The following is a 15,159-nucleotide window of genomic DNA, read 5'->3' as shown; positions in this document are numbered from 1 at the left end:
AGTCTTCTTGCTCAACTCCGAACTTAAACTCCACTAAGCAAATAACGGGTATGCAAGAACAACACAACGAAGATTACCACCCAACGTCTGCGTTATTCATCCACGATCAATGTTAGCTCTACGCGCCGATTGCAAGCTTTACCACTCGCTGTCGCATTGCTGCACTTCGGTACATACTCTCCGAAGCCTCTAGAAAACACTCGTTGACGTGGAATACTCGTCGCCAATAGTTGTTTTTCTACTTCACGAGCTCGCTTTTCAGATAGCGTGTCGTTGAAGCTTTCAGCTCCCGTACTATCCGCATGACCATCAATCACGACATCAACATCAGTTCTTCCAGCCAGATAGTGACCAATGTTTCGAATCCAGTCTTGAGATTGAGCAGATAACCGTGCAGAACCCGTTTGAAAATGCACTTGCTCTTTCAAACGTATCATCAGGTGACCACCACTGAGCGTCTCGTGAGGAATGTTATGCCTGCTCAGGAACATTTCCAGAGAGGTCACGTTTTGCGACTTTTTTACTGACGCCCTCGCCGTTTGATATGAACGAGGGGAAGAAGCCACATTGGATGCGCTCGGGTATCCCCACTCTGGGTGTCTCAGCTCAGTGTTTGATTTAGGAGCTGTATCTAAAATGTTCCCACCTGGGACCATATCTTGATCGAGGCTGCTGCACCCGGCCAGAATGCCACAAACAATTAAAAACCAATGCTTCATACCATTACCAACGTAGAAAAACTCTTGTTCATTGTGTCGACAAAACACGCCGAATCTTTAGCGCTTTTGTTCACCGATTGGTTTGTCTATGCAGCGTTCATGCCACTGGAGTCAATGCAAAATCATCTCTCAAATAAAAAGCAACACTAAAATACCCTACCCTTGCAGCCCATACGTCAGGCAAAGTCTGTTACCAATGGTCTCACTTTATTGTTATTTAATGGTTTTAGTCACTATCGTTAACCGATAAACTAACGCAAATTTCTCATTTAGAGCACTACTATGTTAAAAACCATATCGAAAGGCTTTGCTGTTGTTGTTGCCGTAATGGCTTTGTCGGCATGCGATAGCGGCAAGAGTCAGCCTCAGCAAGGCAAACAATACGAAGTTTTGCCAGTATCCCTTGAAGAATATGATTTAGCTCCCCTGACTGAAGCATTCTCTTTAACTTGTGGCCACTGCCGCTCAATGGAAGAGTTTGTCCCTCAAATTGAATCATTGACCGATCAAAGCGTTGAAAAAATGCATGTAACGTTCAATGAAAGTGCACAAGTGAGCGCCATCATCTTCTATACTGCCGTAATGCAGCTTGAATCAACACCAGATAAAGCGTTTATGGCGGATCTTTTTACTGCTGTGCAAATGGGTGCCGATGCAACGGCTGAGGAACGCCAAATCGCCGTAGAGAAAGCCTTTGAGTCTCTCAACCTTATCAGCCCTTACCATTTAGATGAAGCACAGCAAAAAACGCTGTTTGAGTACATCACTAAGGCAGAAGCGATCACGACTCGCGGCCAAATTAACTCCGTTCCAGCCTTTATCGTAAACGGAAAATATCAAGTGATTACTGGTGGTCATGACAGCGTTGAAGCCATGGCAGAAACCATCAACTTTTTGCTAAAACAACCTAAATAGACAAGGAGATTACGTGTCTAAATTTTTGTTTCCTCTTATTATTTTTATTTTGGCGGGCTTTTTCATTTACCGTACTTGGACAAACCCTAAAGTAGCAGATGAAAACTTTGCCAAAGGCCAAGCATTCTTACTAGAAAATGCGAAAAAAGAAGGCGTCATCACAACAGAAAGTGGCCTTCAATACATGGTTCTTGAAAAAGGCGAAGGTGAGGTTCACCCAACTGCAACAAGTAAAGTAAAAGTACACTACCACGGCACCTTGATTGATGGCACGGTATTCGATAGCTCTGTTAATCGTGGTGAGCCGATTTCATTTGGTCTTAACCAAGTCATTAAAGGCTGGCAAGAAGGTCTACAATACATGGTAGAAGGTGAGAAAATCCGCCTTTTCGTACCAAGCACGCTTGGCTATGGTAAGAGTGGCTCTGGCCCAATTCCACCAGCAAGTGTTTTGATCTTTGATGTTGAACTGCTAGAAATTCAATAAATCTAGAAAGCTTTGTCTTAAAGCCAAAGTATCAAAACCAAAAACGCCGCGAACCACGCGGCGTTTTCTGTTTTAAGAAAGGTTAAAAACCAATATAGTGATCCGAAAGCAATGCAATGAACAACGCCAAAAGATGATAGATAGAGAATTTAAACGTCTCCATCGCGGTATTTGGCTCTGGTGCATATTTTAGCTTCCATGCATGGTACATAAAGCCTGCATTGAGGAGTAGCGAGGCAAAAAGATACACCACGCCGACCATACCAACCAAAACCGGTAGGACACAAACCAAAGTCAATAGCACCGTATACAACAGAATAGAAGTTTTGGTGTACTCAATGCCGTGTGTCACTGGCAGCATGGGAATATCTACCTTGCGGTAATCCTCGACACGATGAATAGCCAGAGCCCAAAAATGTGGTGGCGTCCAGATAAAAATGATCATTACGAGCAGCCAAGCATTCGCATGTAATTGCCCTGTTACAGCAGTCCAACCGAGAAGAGGCGGCATCGCACCGGCAATCCCTGCAATGACGATATTTTGGGGCGTAGCACGTTTGAGGTACATTGTGTATACCATCGCATAGCCGAGCAAACTCATCAAAGTCAACCATGCCGTCAGCGGGTTGACTATCGCATAGAGAAGTACAAACCCTAAGACACCTAAAACTGTAGCGAAGGCTATCACCGATGATGGTTTAGTCTCACCCGATGGCAATGGTCGTTTGTGTGTACGTGCCATTCTCGCATCAATTCGGCGGTCAATTAGATGATTAAACGCTGCCGCAGACCCTGCCATCAGACCAATCCCCGTTAGGCCAACTACCGCCTGCAACCAGGGGAAATCATCAACCGGGGCTAAGCTCATACCTACTACTGCCGTCACCAACATTAACGCCACCACTTTAGGTTTCGTTAACTTCAAATAAACGGAACTTAGTCGCTTTCGCCCATTTAACGACAGCGCGATTTCTTTACTCATAGCGAACTCCTTTCGCGGTGTAATTCCAAGCCGTTTTACCCTGCCACAAGTAAAACTGGCTAACACAAACGAGACTCAACATAACAGCGGCACCAAGGTTGTGCGCCACCGCGACATAGATAGGAAGTTGAAATACTACGTTGCTTACACCCAGCATAATTTGGCACACCAGAGTGAATAACAACCACCCTCCAATTCTCTGTGAATGATGAGAATCTTGCCTCATAAGCCCAATACTATAAGCCAATACCACGGTGGCGGTAACAATAGCGCCTATACGATGAGTGACGTGTATAGTCATTCTTGCCGGATACTCCAAGACACCAAATTCATAATTCTCGAATCCAGTTTGCCAGAAAGAAAACGCTTCTTTCCATGAGAGATGGCTCATCCAGTCTCCCTCACAAATCGGCAGTGTGGTACACATCAGCGCAGCATAATTTGACGAAGTCCATCCTCCAAGGAGCACTTGCACCAAAACAACCAGAAAAACCAACAATGAAAAGCCTCTCAGAGAGCTAGAAGATGGAGAGAAATAGAGATTGTTTTGCGCTTTTAATTGGCAGTAAAAAATCGCCTGTAACGCCAATAAAACAAAACCACCGAGCAAGTGAAGCATCACGATGACGGGCATTAATTTAAGAGTAACTGTCCACATTCCCAAAAGTGCCTGCCCAATCACCAACACGCTTAGCAACATCGGAATGGTTGAATTTACACGCTCAGACCTTACTGATATCGCTGCCATCGCAAAAATGACTAAACCTAACGTTCCCGCAAAATAGCGATGAATCATCTCAAGCCATGCTTTCTCATGCTCTACTGCCCGCTCGGGGAAGTTCAGGTTAGCACGTATGACGTCTTCTTCTTGATGCGGTACAGAAAAGTGCCCATAACAACCAGGCCAGTCCGGGCAACCTAACCCTGCATCTGAAAGGCGAGTATATGCCCCTAACATGATCACCACGAGAGTTAGCAGCAAACTGAATCTAACCAACTGAATTAATTTCATATGCACTTCCTCTAACCGACTCGTGACAGTTTTAAGAGCTTGCGTAAGTCCGCCAACATACCTTTATTCATTAGGACTAAGTCCTCATTTGGTTTCGGCGAGTAAGACATCACCAGTTGCCCAAGAGGATCAACGATCAACATTTGCCCAGGTTTCACTTTAGCGGTAACCAATTCATTCATTTGCATCGCTAACATCGATACTTCCATGGGATCCGAATGCTCAGTCTGCCAAACGACTGGCACTACTCGCTCTTGATACTTACCTAAAGCAACATGGCTTTGCTGAAGCAGGTAAAGCTGCTGTTTACACTGTTCAGTGCATTCGTTAGGCAATACATAAGCGAGTTGCCAACCATGGTCTTTGAGAGGTGACTCTTGACCAAGCTGCTCTAACGTCGTGTATGGTTCGACTAACTCGCCTCTATTGGTCACTCCGCTTTGATACCACCCTTGTGTGAGAATGACTTTTGCAATGACAGCGGGAAGCGCGAACGTACAAACCAGCGCAATCAACATTAGTCGTCCTTTGGTTACTTTAGATGTCATGCTTCACCTCCATGTGACGCAACTTTTTTTGCCAACGAACAAAAACAATTAAAGTCAGTAATAAGAAAACACCTGCCATCGAAAACCATTGAATCGAATAGCCAAAATGTTTGGCACTATTGAGTGGCAATGGATTCCAAGGAAAGTCATAGGGCCAACGAGTTAAATTGTCTGGCTGCAAGACTGCGGGCATAAGTTCAATATTCAGTAGCTGATTCAATTGCGCGATGTTTAGGTTTTGCACGCGAATAACATCGCCAACTTCCGGCATTAACTCTGAACTCAGTGGATTAGTAGATTTTCGGTACAGGCGTCCTGTGATGAAAGTCGAATTATCGAGTTTGGTGACCGTTGGTAACACTGAGCGTTCTGCTCTTCCCTCGACAAAACCAAGCTCCAATAACGCATAGGCACTAGGCTCATCGCTCGTCAATACAATCTGAAATGCTAAATATCCCACACTGCCTTTATGCGTTTGGTTGTCTAACAAAATTACGGAAAACGCCTGAGGAACAACATTAACTTCCACTTTTTTCCCGAGGATACTTTCCTCTCGCCAGTCGTTGTCTTCAAGAACGACGCTTAGTGCTTGGTACGCACTATCCGCACGCGCGAGAATGGCTTGTTCCAATGCTTGTTTTTCCTGCCCTCTCTCAAACTGCCAAAAACCCAGTTTGACCAAAAGAGAAAACACAACCACAGTTAAACCAACTGCAACCCAAAACCGTTTCGATAGCCATAATTGTCTTGATAACAACAATGATGAAACCGGAGGTGCCATGTCCACCGTATTTCTATTCAAACTGACGCTTGTCCTTTTGCTGCTTTTCATTATCTTCAACCTCGCAAAAGCGCTTATCGAAATGGTTCGTGAAGACCCAGATAATCCTGAAAAAAGAGACAACCCCATGAGTCATTACTTAGGCCGTCGAGTCATGTTCTCCGCTTTGGTGGTCGTCCTTTTGCTTATTGCGCTCAGCTCGGGTTGGCTAGCACCAAACCCTCGCCCTTATTAGTCGAACCAAGAGTTCACAGTGCGCCTAAAGTACGTAAACAAACACAAACAGACATAACCAAACCACATCCACGAAATGCCAATACCAGCTGCCCGCTTGAAAGGCAAAATGGTTCTTTGGCGAAAAGTGATCTTTAGCGATTCTGAACAGCAGCACGATCAAGAAGATAGTCCCAAGACAAACGTGTAAACCGTGGAACCCCGTCAACATGAAGAACGTGTTACCGTAAATACCGGACTGCAACGTGAGCCCTATGTCTTGATAAGCATGAACATACTCAACCGCTTGGTAATATAGGAAAAAACCAGCAAGTACGATGGTTATCTCTAACCAAACAATCAGTGCCGTTCTTTTGTCTTGTTCAAGGCTTATATGCGCCATATGTAGCGTAATAGACGACAATAGCAGCAAGATAGTATTGGTAAGGGGTATGCCCTGCCACGGCATAGCTTGTGTTGTTTCTCCCCCCGGTGTCAGTGTGAGTGGCCACATCGCTTCGAAGGTTGGCCACAGGACTTCGTTAGTCATGAAGTTATTATCTGCCCCACCTAACCAAGGCACAGAAATCATTCTGGCGTAGAACAAGGCACCAAAAAAGGCACCAAAAAACATCACTTCAGAAAAGATAAACCAGCTCATTCCTTGGCGAAAAGAACGAGTAATTTGCGAGCTGTATTTTCCACTCAGTGATTCAGTAATCACATTACTAAACCAACCCGCCAACATGTAAAGCAAGAACAAGAAGCCCACCGCTAGCACAATGCCACCAATGGTTCCCACTGCACCGTCACTTTGTGTCCCCTGGACGGTCATGCCTGCGCCAACAGCAACCAAAAACAGAGCAAATGCACCGATGATCGGCCAGCTACTTTGAGCGGGAACATAATATGTTCCTGGCTTGTTACTCATAATTTCTCTCCTTACTGACCAACCTTGGTCTGTATCTCTCTCCCTGAGTGGCTAAGAGCCTGTAGGAGGGGGAAGTTTATAGAGTGTGTAAGACAGCGTTAACGTGTGTATAGACTCCGGCAAGTCCGGTTCGATATAAAAAATCAACGGCATTTGAGCTTGCTGTTTACCATCCAGAGGCTGCTGGTTAAAACAAAAACACTCAATCTTATTGAAGTAAGCAGCTCCAGTCCCGGGAGAAACAGAAGGAACGGCTTGCCCCACCAACTTCTGCCCGCTTTCATTAAATGCAAGGTATTCGGTTTGCACGACTTCACCTGGGTGAACATCCATCGAAATCACTTTGGGTCTAAACTCCCAAGGCATATCTGGGCTGACATGCGCCATAAACTCCACGCGAATAGTTCGGCTCATGTCCGGTTGCATACCTGTCGGTTGAATGGCGGCTACTTCACTTGTCTTTCCATTGATTCCCAGTGCGTCGCACATCACGTCATAAAGTGGGACCAGTGCATAGCCGAAGCCAAACATTAACAGGGTCGCCAAAAGCAACTTCACTGTGAGCTTCTTGTTTGATGGATTCGGTTTCATGTCACTCACCCCACTCTTTGCTAGTCAATCTTAGGCGGTGTAGTAAACGTATGATGCGGCGCAGGGCTTGGCACTGTCCACTCTAAGCCTTCCGCACGTTCCCACGGTTTTGCAGAAGCCTTCTCCCCGCCACGAATACACTTGATCACCAACCATAAGAAGATCAGTTGTGACAACCCAAATGCAAACCCACCAATTGATACTATTTGATTAACATCAGCAAACTGAATGGCGTAATCCGGTATGCGCCTTGGCATGCCTGCTAAGCCTAGGAAGTGCATTGGGAAAAACAGGACATTGACGGAAATAATTGAGCACCAGAAATGCCATAAACTCAGCTTGTGGTCGTACATATTGCCCGTCCACTTAGGTAGCCAGTAGTATGCCGCTGCCATGATCGAGAATACCGCACCAGATACCAACACATAATGGAAATGGGCAACTACGAAGTAAGTGTCATGATATTGGAAGTCCGCCGGCACAATCGCCAACATTAGTCCCGAGAAGCCACCAATGGTAAAAAGCACAATAAAGGCAATGGCAAACAACATTGGCGTTTCAAATGTCAGAGCTCCACGCCACATGGTGGCAACCCAGTTAAAGACTTTCACCCCCGTTGGTACCGCAATCAGCATAGTGCAATACATGAAGAAGAGCTCAGCAAAAACTGGCATCCCCGTGGTAAACATGTGGTGCGCCCACACAAGGAAAGATAACAATGCAATGCTGCACGTCGCGTAAACCATCGAATGATAACCAAACAGCTTCTTACCACTGAAAGCAGGCAGAATGGCGGAAATGATTCCAAACGACGGTAAAATCATGATGTACACTTCTGGGTGACCAAAGAACCAAAAGATGTGTTGGAACATTACCGGGTCACCACCACCAGCTGCGTCAAAGAAGCTAGTCCCGAAATATTTGTCAGTAAGAACCATGGTCACCGCACCCGCTAGTACCGGCATAACCGCGATCAACAAGAAAGCGGTAATTAACCAAGTCCAAACAAACATTGGTAACTTGAACCAAGTCATTCCCGGAGCTCGCATATTTACGATCGTCACGATAACGTTGATCGCGCCCATAATGGAGCTGATACCCATGATATGCACAGAGAATACAAACAGCGCAGTGCTATCTGGTCCATAAGTCGTGGACAGCGGAGCATAAAAAGTCCAACCAAAATCAGGACCGCCGCCAGGTAAAAACAACGAGCTCAACAAAATAAGAAATGCAAAAGGTAAGATCCAAAAGCTCAAGTTGTTCATGCGCGGCAGCGCCATATCAGGAGCGCCGATCATCATCGGGATCATCCAGTTAGCAAGACCCGTAAATGCTGGCATCACCGCACCAAATACCATCACTAAACCGTGTACCGTGGTCATTTGATTAAAAAACTGCGGATCGACTAGCTGTAGCCCTGGCTGGAACAGTTCGGCACGAATGATCATAGCCATCGCACCACCTGTTAGAAACATCGCAAAGCTAAACCAAAGGTAGAGGGTGCCTATGTCTTTATGGCTTGTAGAATACAACCAACGAGTGATGCCCTGGGGTGCATGATGCTCGTGACCATCATCGATCGCAATGGTACTGTTCGCACTGGCTTCTGCTGGCGCAGACTTCACTGCCTTATCTATTGGCTTACTCATATTTCCTCCTTAGCACTGCCTTGTGCCTTAAAGGCATTCACATCGGATGCTTGCACTGTATCGCCAGTATCGTTGCCCCATGCATTTCGTTGATATGTGATAACCGCGCCAATTTCTTTGTCACTTAACTGATTAGAAAAAGCCTGCATTGCGGTGCCCGGGCGACCGTTGACAATAATATCTATGTGCTCTGTAACATCTCCGGTTGCAATAGGACTGCCTTTAATCGCGGGAAATGCACCCGGAATCCCCTCACCATTTGCCTGATGACACACAGCGCAACGCGCCGTGTATATCGATTCGCCTTGCGACATCAATTCGTCCATAGATAAGTCTTGAGAGAGCGCTTCTTGTGCCGCCGCTTTTTGAAGCGCGAGTTCTTCCTTCTTACTCGCTAGCCATTCATCGAACTTTTCTTCTTCCATCGCATGCACCACCACTGGCATAAATCCGTGTGCACGACCACATAGCTCCGCACATTGGCCGCGATATACGCCTGGCTCATCAATTCTTGTCCATGCTTCATTAATAAAACCTGGAATGGTGTCTTTCTTGACGGCAAAGTCCGGTACCCACCAAGAGTGAATGACATCATCAGAAGTCATCAAAAAACGCACTTTGCGATTCACAGGCAACACCAAAGGGTTGTCTACTTCCAGTAAGTAATGTGCGCCTTTAGCTTCGATTCCATCAATTTGTTTTTGGCTGGTGGCAAGCAAACTAAAAAACTCAACATCTTCGCCAAAATAGCTGTAATGCCATTTCCATTGCGAGCCTGTGATCTTGACCGTGATATCTGATTGGCTTGTGTCTTCCATTGCTACTAGAGTTTTTGTTGCGGGAATCGCCATAGAGACAAGAATGATGATGGGTATGACCGTCCAAATAATTTCCACTTTTGTACTTTCATGGAAATGTGCGGCAACTGCTCCTTTTGACTTGCGATGACGGAAGATGGAATAGAACATCACACCAAAAACAATCAAAGCAATTACACAGCAGATATAGAAAATCAGCATATGTAATTCATACACTTGCCCACTTATCTCTGTGACCCCTTTTGTCATGTTGTAGTCATTTTCCTTTGACCAACCAAAAGAGGAAAATGTGATTAAGATCACATTCAGTGATAAGGCTAGAGTAGTCGTTAATCTTTTCAAAAGATCTCTCCTCTGCTCAGCCGCTACGCCTACGCGAGCTTCCTTGCGTCCCGATGCAAATATCGAACAACTTTACGAAAAATCACAAAAACTACGATTTCGACACGGTTTGTTATATTTATGTTAAAAGGCTAGTTATAGTTCCAAGGTTCTTCAAGAAATTAAATATGATTAAATTTTGTTCGGATAAGAAAAATTAATTCGGTTTATCGATTGCCCTCTTTGAAATGTAATTGAGAACCATTTAGATTGATTTAAAAGAAAACATTGAGATACTTACCAAACGAAGTGTCCAAGAAAGTAGGCTCCCCCTACTAAGGAATGACTGATATGACAGCACTAATTACGCAATGGCTAGAACGAGACCCTGATCCTAAGACTCGTGAAGAGCTACAACACCTCGTCGATACAAACAATGAACAAGAACTTACTGATCGCTTTGGCTCACGCCTTGCCTTTGGGACTGCAGGCTTACGTGGCAAAGTGGGCGCAGGTCCAAACCGAATGAACCGCTTGGTGATTCAAGAGACCGCCACTGGTTTAGGGAACTATTTGCTTGAGCAAGTCAAAGATGCCGCGAGTCGTGGTGTCGTTATTGGCTACGACGGTCGTCCCGATTCAAAACAATTCGCGCATGATACCGCATCCGTACTGACGGCCCTTGGTATCAAGGTTTACCTAACGTATGAAGTTGCAGCAACCCCAATTGTTGCGTTTGGTGTCCGTACATTGAATGCTGCGGCCGCTGTTGTTGTTACTGCCAGCCACAATCCACCAGAATACAATGGCTTTAAAGTATATTGGGAAAATGGCGCACAGATTATTCCTCCGCACGACTCTGGAATCGCAGCGAAAATTGATGACGCAACAACGAAGCCATTACCTTTAATGTCTCTCGATGATGCAAAACAGCACGGTTTGTTAGTTTGGTTGGAAGACGACTACTACCAAACTTACCGTAAGACAATGAATGAAAACGCGCTGCTTACTCCTGACAACAATACCGATATATCTATTGCTTACACCGCAATGCATGGCGTTGGCGCGAATATGGCGGAAACGCTACTTGCCGACGCAGGCTTCCAAAAAGTGGCAAGTGTTAAGGAACAGCGCGAACCTGATGGAAGCTTCCCAACCGTCAACTTCCCAAACCCTGAAGAAGCCGGTGCAATGGATATGGTGATGGCATTAGGTAAGTCCGTAGATGCCGATATCGCTTGCGCGAACGATCCAGATGCGGACCGTTTTGCCGTGGCAGTTAAACGCCCAGATGGCGAGTATCAAATGCTAACGGGTGATCAGGTGGGCTCACTGTTTGGCGATTACTTGCTGGAACAGCAACCTAACGCTTTGGTTGGCAACACCATCGTATCCTCAAGAATGCTGAGCAGCATCGCTAAGGCGCATGGCGCACAATACTATCAAACATTAACTGGCTTTAAATGGCTTACTAACGTTGCCATGGAACAAGAGACAGAAACCAACCCATTCTTGTTTGCTTATGAGGAAGCGCTCGGTTATACCGTGGGTAACAAGGTGTGGGATAAAGATGGTTTATCTGCAATCGTCGCGTTTTCACAGCTAACAGGCAAGCTTAAAGCGCAAGGCAAAACACTGTGGGATAAACTGGAAGAGCTGTACCGCGAGCACGGTTTCTACTTCAACGCACAACGCAGCATCGCTCTCGACCCGAACTCTCCACCAATCGGCGACAAACTCCGAGCCAATCCACCAACAGAGATTGCTGGTAAAAAAGTTGCAGTAACCGAAGATCTTAAAACATCGGTTCGCATGTTTGACGACGGCTCTGAAGAATCCATTGACTTACCGGCAAGTGACGTATTGATTTATCACCTAGAAGATCAATCACGCGTGATTGTTCGTCCTTCTGGTACTGAGCCAAAACTAAAATGTTACTACGAAGTCATCAACCTCTTCCCTGCGGATATGAGCTATGAACAAGCACAGCAAGCAGCAGAAGCGAAGATGAACGAACTTATCGACGCGCACCAGCAAAGTTTGTAAGTCAAAGAGAAACATAGATATTTGATACAACAAGAGGCGCAAATTCGCGCCTCTTTTTTTGATTTTAACGAGAACAAGTCAAGCTAACCCGTGCTTTCCCTAGCCTACAATTTCCTTTTGTAGAAAGTACTTGTGGATCCCCTCTGCAGGATAGCCTGAGTACTGCCCCACTTTCTCAAAACCCAATTTGAGATAGAACTCAAGAGCTTGAAAGCTGTAGGTATCCAAATAAACATGGGTAACCCCATGAGGCTTTACTTTTTGTTCTAGCATCGACATTAATTGGCTACCGAGACCAGAGGTTCGACTTTCAGCGTCTACCCACAAAAACTCAACAAATACCGTATTTTTAAACATTTCGCCAGTCAAGCCACCCATGATCTTGCCATTCTCATCTTTTGCGAAACAGCCTACAGCATGCACTTCCCCTTCAGGTAAATGCAGTCGGTTATAAGATCGAATACCTTCACGAACAAAATCAAGGTCTGTTTGATCTGGATTTAAACAAAATTCAAGCTTCATATACCCTCTCCTTAGGAAACACCAATATCCTAAAACAAAAAGCCAGCAATTGCTGGCTTTCTGATGGAATATGATAACTTTACAAGGCGAAACTACTCAGCATCCACAACGCCAGAATAACAAACACTAACCCCATTAGTTTATGTTGATACGTGCGGAATTTTTCGTTCTCGAGCAGCCCTTTGCCCAATGTGCCTGCTAACCCAACAAGTAATAAATTGAATGACAAGCCAAGAACGTTCAACAATAACCCTAGCGCTAGCATCTGCTCACCAGAAGATGCCGTGATATTGCTTGAGACAAACTGCGGCAAAAACATCACAAAAAAGACTAAGGCTTTAGGGTTGAGCAAATTACTCATCAAAGCACGTTGATAATAAGTTGATGCCATTTTGTTTTGACCATCAAGCTCTGGAGCCGAAGATGCCTCAGCTCGTAAGCAGTCCCAACCCATTTTTAACAAGTAAGCGCCACCTAGTAGATGAAGGACTTTAAGGGCTATTGGGCTCATGGCAATCAGGGTAGATACGCCCATCGCAGCAAGCAAAGTAAGAATAACACCAGACGTCGCATTGCCTAAGCTAGCAAAAAGACCGACCTTCTTACCGTAACTCATACTTGAGCTCGCTATCAGCAACATATCGGGCCCTGGTAACAGCAACAAAGCCACTACTGCGGTGAGATAAACAGGAAGTACAGATAAATCAATCATGATGGAACCGCTTTTCTACAACAAGGCGGCGAATGTTATACCAACAAAATGACATCATCCAGCCCAAAATAGCCAAGATAACTCAAAAAATAAAAATCATAGTTTGCCCATATGAGAAATAGCAATCAATTCGCCTGTTTATCAAAATCGAATAGCAATTTTGTACAAAAATAAGCACGATGGATCCGTTACACTTCTAAAATGATTTTCTTGAGCAGACCGGATAAAGATGAAAGAAAAGAATAAGGAAATCGCTACCTTCAAGATAGCTCAAGAGCTCGGCGGTTTAGAACTTCTCGATGCAAAGTATGAGAAGCAGAATTTTTCACGCCATAGCCACGAAGGTTACACTATTGGTGTCATCGAAAAAGGGGCACAACAATTTTTTAGGACGGGCGGGAATCATATCGCGCCACAGGACAGCATCATCCTTGTTAATGCAGATGAAGTACACAACGGGCATTCAGCCTCGGAAGGCGGCTGGGAATACAAAGCAATGTACCCCGTACCTCAGCAGTTTCAAACTTTAGGACAAGAGCTTGGCTCACCAAATGTAGCTCTACCCTATTTCCCTCAACCTGTGGTTTACGATCCTGAGCTGGCTAGTCAGTTACGACTGGTATTTGAAACACTAGAAAAATCAGACAACCGTTTATTGAGAGAAACTTTGGTTTACGGCACGTTGATCAAGCTAGCCAGTAAACACAGCACTCATCGGGCACCACTGAAAGAGTCAACCAGAGCTCAGCGACAAGTGCAGCTCGTCAGAGAATTTTTGGAAGACTTTCCACAAACGGACGTCTCACTAGAAGAACTCGCGAAACTGTCTGGATTAAGCCCTTTTCATCTGCTGAGAGAGTTTCAAAAGCAATTTGGCTTTCCGCCTCATGCCTATCAAATTCAGCAACGTTTACGTATGGCGAAGAAGCTACTAAAAATGGGACAAAAAATTTCAGACGTGGCACAAGAATGTGGCTTCCATGATCAGAGCCATCTGCATCGACACTTTAAAAAAGCCATGGGCGTCACTCCCGGCCAATACGTCCGTCACAGCTAAAGCAGCAATATTGTACAAGGCGTTATGCGACTACCGAGCTATCTTGGTAATCTGATTTAGGAATAAATAAGAAGAAACTATGGACCACACTTTGCCGTTACAAAAAGAATCAAAAGCCACGCTATTTTGGCAAGGTACACTTGCGATGATGCCTTTGAGTATCGCAGTGCTCCCTTGGGGCTTACTCGCAGGCTCATTCGCAATTGATACTGGGCTTCACCCTTTGGAAGGACAAGCACTATCCGCCATTTTGTTCGCAGGTTCTGCACAGCTCGTCGCGATGGGAATGATTAAAACGGGAGCAGGTCTAGTGACCATGTTACTGACAACGTTTTTTATCACCTCTCGACACTTCCTCTACAGTGTATCGATGCGCAGTAAAATTGCACCGCTCCCTCTAAAATGGCGATTATCACTCGGCTTCTTACTTACTGACGAGCTGTTTGCGATTGTAGGCCACCATTCCGATAAACAATTTAATCGCTGGTATGCACTTGGGGCTGGTCTGAGTTTTTACCTGTTTTGGAATGTCGCGACATTGACGGGCATTATTGCGGGAAGTCTAATCCCTGAACTGAACGAAATGGGTTTGGAATTTGCTGTGGCCGCAACTTTTATCGCGATAGTAGTACCCACCATTAAAAATGCAGCGGTGCTCGCGAGTGTTATTGTGGCTTTGGTGAGCTCAGTTGCCCTAACCTATTATCAAATTGAGGGAAGTTTGATGATTTCAAGCATTTTAGCCATGCTTACTGGTTACTTTGTGGAACAAGTAAAGGAGAAATGATATGAACGTTTCCCCAACCCTCGGAGACTGACGATGATTCGTTTGATTAGGAAGGATACTCCCTG

General features: G+C 45.2%; 17 protein-coding genes. 6 read left to right on the top strand and 11 right to left on the bottom strand.

The window, feature by feature from the left end:
* Positions 1–92: 92 nt before the first annotated feature.
* Complete coding sequence (locus R7E78_RS16825; RefSeq protein ID WP_025768460.1) at positions 93–719, bottom strand: OmpA family protein; 627 nt, start codon at positions 717–719, stop codon at positions 93–95.
* A gap of 282 nt (positions 720–1,001) precedes the next feature.
* Between R7E78_RS16825 and R7E78_RS16820 the strand changes: the two genes are divergently transcribed.
* Together R7E78_RS16820 and R7E78_RS16815 are read left to right on the top strand one after the other, a co-directional pair.
* A complete protein-coding gene (locus tag R7E78_RS16820; protein WP_115386729.1) occupies positions 1,002–1,634 on the top strand; it encodes a thiol:disulfide interchange protein DsbA/DsbL in 633 nt (210 codons plus the stop codon).
* 13 nt (positions 1,635–1,647) lie between these two features.
* Positions 1,648–2,121, top strand: coding sequence for an FKBP-type peptidyl-prolyl cis-trans isomerase (locus R7E78_RS16815; protein WP_115386730.1), 474 nt, complete (start codon positions 1,648–1,650; stop codon positions 2,119–2,121).
* Positions 2,122–2,203: 82 nt separating this feature from the next.
* On the opposite strand, the gene cyoE is transcribed toward R7E78_RS16815, so the two are convergent.
* The 4 genes from cyoE to R7E78_RS16795 are packed head-to-tail and all read right to left on the bottom strand — an operon-like array spanning position 2,204 to position 5,444.
* Entirely contained in the window at positions 2,204–3,103 is a 900-nt protein-coding gene (gene cyoE / locus R7E78_RS16810) for a heme o synthase (RefSeq protein ID WP_042521489.1), read from the bottom strand.
* The gene (locus tag R7E78_RS16805; protein WP_017635865.1) at positions 3,096–4,115 is read right to left on the bottom strand and encodes a COX15/CtaA family protein; all 1,020 of its coding nucleotides are present in this window, start codon (positions 4,113–4,115) and stop codon (positions 3,096–3,098) included. Before R7E78_RS16805 ends, cyoE begins: the two co-directional genes overlap by 8 nt.
* A gap of 11 nt (positions 4,116–4,126) precedes the next feature.
* Positions 4,127–4,663 (bottom strand): hypothetical protein, encoded by a 537-nt coding sequence (locus tag R7E78_RS16800; protein ID WP_033906820.1) that lies wholly within the window; start codon positions 4,661–4,663, stop codon positions 4,127–4,129.
* Positions 4,653–5,444 carry an SURF1 family protein gene (locus tag R7E78_RS16795; protein ID WP_181881335.1) on the bottom strand — a complete coding sequence of 264 codons (792 nt, stop codon included), beginning with the start codon at positions 5,442–5,444 and terminating at the stop codon, positions 4,653–4,655. The genes R7E78_RS16800 and R7E78_RS16795 overlap by 11 nt, the downstream gene beginning before the upstream one ends.
* Here R7E78_RS16795 and R7E78_RS16790 point away from each other — a divergent pair.
* Positions 5,443–5,679 carry a DUF2909 domain-containing protein gene (locus tag R7E78_RS16790; protein ID WP_181881324.1) on the top strand — a complete coding sequence of 79 codons (237 nt, stop codon included), beginning with the start codon at positions 5,443–5,445 and terminating at the stop codon, positions 5,677–5,679. The two genes, R7E78_RS16795 and R7E78_RS16790, sit on opposite strands and share 2 nt — an antisense overlap.
* Positions 5,680–5,703: 24 nt before the next feature.
* On the opposite strand, the gene R7E78_RS16785 is transcribed toward R7E78_RS16790, so the two are convergent.
* The 4 genes from R7E78_RS16785 to coxB are packed head-to-tail and all read right to left on the bottom strand — an operon-like array spanning position 5,704 to position 9,991.
* Positions 5,704–6,588, bottom strand: a complete 885-nt coding sequence (locus tag R7E78_RS16785) for a cytochrome c oxidase subunit 3 (RefSeq protein ID WP_005385214.1) — start codon at positions 6,586–6,588, stop codon at positions 5,704–5,706.
* Positions 6,589–6,639: 51 nt separating this feature from the next.
* Entirely contained in the window at positions 6,640–7,179 is a 540-nt protein-coding gene (locus tag R7E78_RS16780) for a cytochrome c oxidase assembly protein (RefSeq protein WP_017821600.1), read from the bottom strand.
* Positions 7,180–7,199: 20 nt separating this feature from the next.
* The gene (gene ctaD / locus R7E78_RS16775; protein WP_005375510.1) at positions 7,200–8,831 is read right to left on the bottom strand and encodes a cytochrome c oxidase subunit I; all 1,632 of its coding nucleotides are present in this window, start codon (positions 8,829–8,831) and stop codon (positions 7,200–7,202) included.
* Positions 8,828–9,991, bottom strand: a complete 1,164-nt coding sequence (gene coxB / locus R7E78_RS16770; RefSeq protein ID WP_318058079.1) for a cytochrome c oxidase subunit II — start codon at positions 9,989–9,991, stop codon at positions 8,828–8,830. Before coxB ends, ctaD begins: the two co-directional genes overlap by 4 nt.
* 330 nt (positions 9,992–10,321) lie before the next feature.
* On the opposite strand from coxB, the gene R7E78_RS16765 reads away from it, so the two are divergent.
* Positions 10,322–12,016, top strand: a complete 1,695-nt coding sequence (locus R7E78_RS16765) for a phospho-sugar mutase (RefSeq protein WP_171344123.1) — start codon at positions 10,322–10,324, stop codon at positions 12,014–12,016.
* A gap of 99 nt (positions 12,017–12,115) precedes the next feature.
* Here the strand turns inward: R7E78_RS16765 and R7E78_RS16760 are convergent, their stop codons facing one another.
* Positions 12,116–12,538, bottom strand: coding sequence for a GNAT family N-acetyltransferase (locus tag R7E78_RS16760; protein ID WP_005375519.1), 423 nt, complete (start codon positions 12,536–12,538; stop codon positions 12,116–12,118).
* A 79-nt stretch (positions 12,539–12,617) separates the two neighbouring features.
* Complete coding sequence (locus R7E78_RS16755) at positions 12,618–13,250, bottom strand: LysE family translocator (protein ID WP_005375522.1); 633 nt, start codon at positions 13,248–13,250, stop codon at positions 12,618–12,620.
* 229 nt (positions 13,251–13,479) lie between these two features.
* On the opposite strand from R7E78_RS16755, the gene R7E78_RS16750 reads away from it, so the two are divergent.
* Both R7E78_RS16750 and R7E78_RS16745 read left to right on the top strand, forming a co-directional pair.
* Entirely contained in the window at positions 13,480–14,307 is an 828-nt protein-coding gene (locus R7E78_RS16750; protein WP_005385198.1) for an AraC family transcriptional regulator, read from the top strand.
* A gap of 79 nt (positions 14,308–14,386) precedes the next feature.
* A complete protein-coding gene (locus R7E78_RS16745) occupies positions 14,387–15,094 on the top strand; it encodes an AzlC family ABC transporter permease (RefSeq protein WP_318058078.1) in 708 nt (235 codons plus the stop codon).
* Positions 15,095–15,159: the final 65 nt, after the last annotated feature.

Source organism: Vibrio sp. YT-19(2023) (genome assembly GCF_033337395.1).
This window is presented reverse-complemented; position numbering and strand designations above follow the sequence as displayed.

Bases quoted from the DNA above. Each gene is read 5' to 3' on its own strand.
- R7E78_RS16825 (WP_025768460.1), bottom strand. From the start codon at position 719: ATGAAGCATTGGTTTTTAATTGTTTGTGGCATTCTGGCCGGGTGCAGC.
- R7E78_RS16820 (WP_115386729.1), top strand. From the start codon at position 1,002: ATGTTAAAAACCATATCGAAAGGCTTTGCTGTTGTTGTTGCCGTAATG.
- cyoE (WP_042521489.1), bottom strand. From the start codon at position 3,103: ATGAGTAAAGAAATCGCGCTGTCGTTAAATGGGCGAAAGCGACTAAGT.
- R7E78_RS16805 (WP_017635865.1), bottom strand. From the start codon at position 4,115: ATGAAATTAATTCAGTTGGTTAGATTCAGTTTGCTGCTAACTCTCGTG.
- R7E78_RS16800 (WP_033906820.1), bottom strand. From the start codon at position 4,663: ATGACATCTAAAGTAACCAAAGGACGACTAATGTTGATTGCGCTGGTT.
- R7E78_RS16790 (WP_181881324.1), top strand. From the start codon at position 5,443: ATGTCCACCGTATTTCTATTCAAACTGACGCTTGTCCTTTTGCTGCTT.
- R7E78_RS16795 (WP_181881335.1), bottom strand. From the start codon at position 5,444: ATGGCACCTCCGGTTTCATCATTGTTGTTATCAAGACAATTATGGCTA.
- R7E78_RS16785 (WP_005385214.1), bottom strand. From the start codon at position 6,588: ATGAGTAACAAGCCAGGAACATATTATGTTCCCGCTCAAAGTAGCTGG.
- R7E78_RS16780 (WP_017821600.1), bottom strand. From the start codon at position 7,179: ATGAAACCGAATCCATCAAACAAGAAGCTCACAGTGAAGTTGCTTTTG.
- ctaD (WP_005375510.1), bottom strand. From the start codon at position 8,831: ATGAGTAAGCCAATAGATAAGGCAGTGAAGTCTGCGCCAGCAGAAGCC.
- R7E78_RS16765 (WP_171344123.1), top strand. From the start codon at position 10,322: ATGACAGCACTAATTACGCAATGGCTAGAACGAGACCCTGATCCTAAG.
- R7E78_RS16760 (WP_005375519.1), bottom strand. From the start codon at position 12,538: ATGAAGCTTGAATTTTGTTTAAATCCAGATCAAACAGACCTTGATTTT.
- R7E78_RS16755 (WP_005375522.1), bottom strand. From the start codon at position 13,250: ATGATTGATTTATCTGTACTTCCTGTTTATCTCACCGCAGTAGTGGCT.
- R7E78_RS16750 (WP_005385198.1), top strand. From the start codon at position 13,480: ATGAAAGAAAAGAATAAGGAAATCGCTACCTTCAAGATAGCTCAAGAG.
- R7E78_RS16745 (WP_318058078.1), top strand. From the start codon at position 14,387: ATGGACCACACTTTGCCGTTACAAAAAGAATCAAAAGCCACGCTATTT.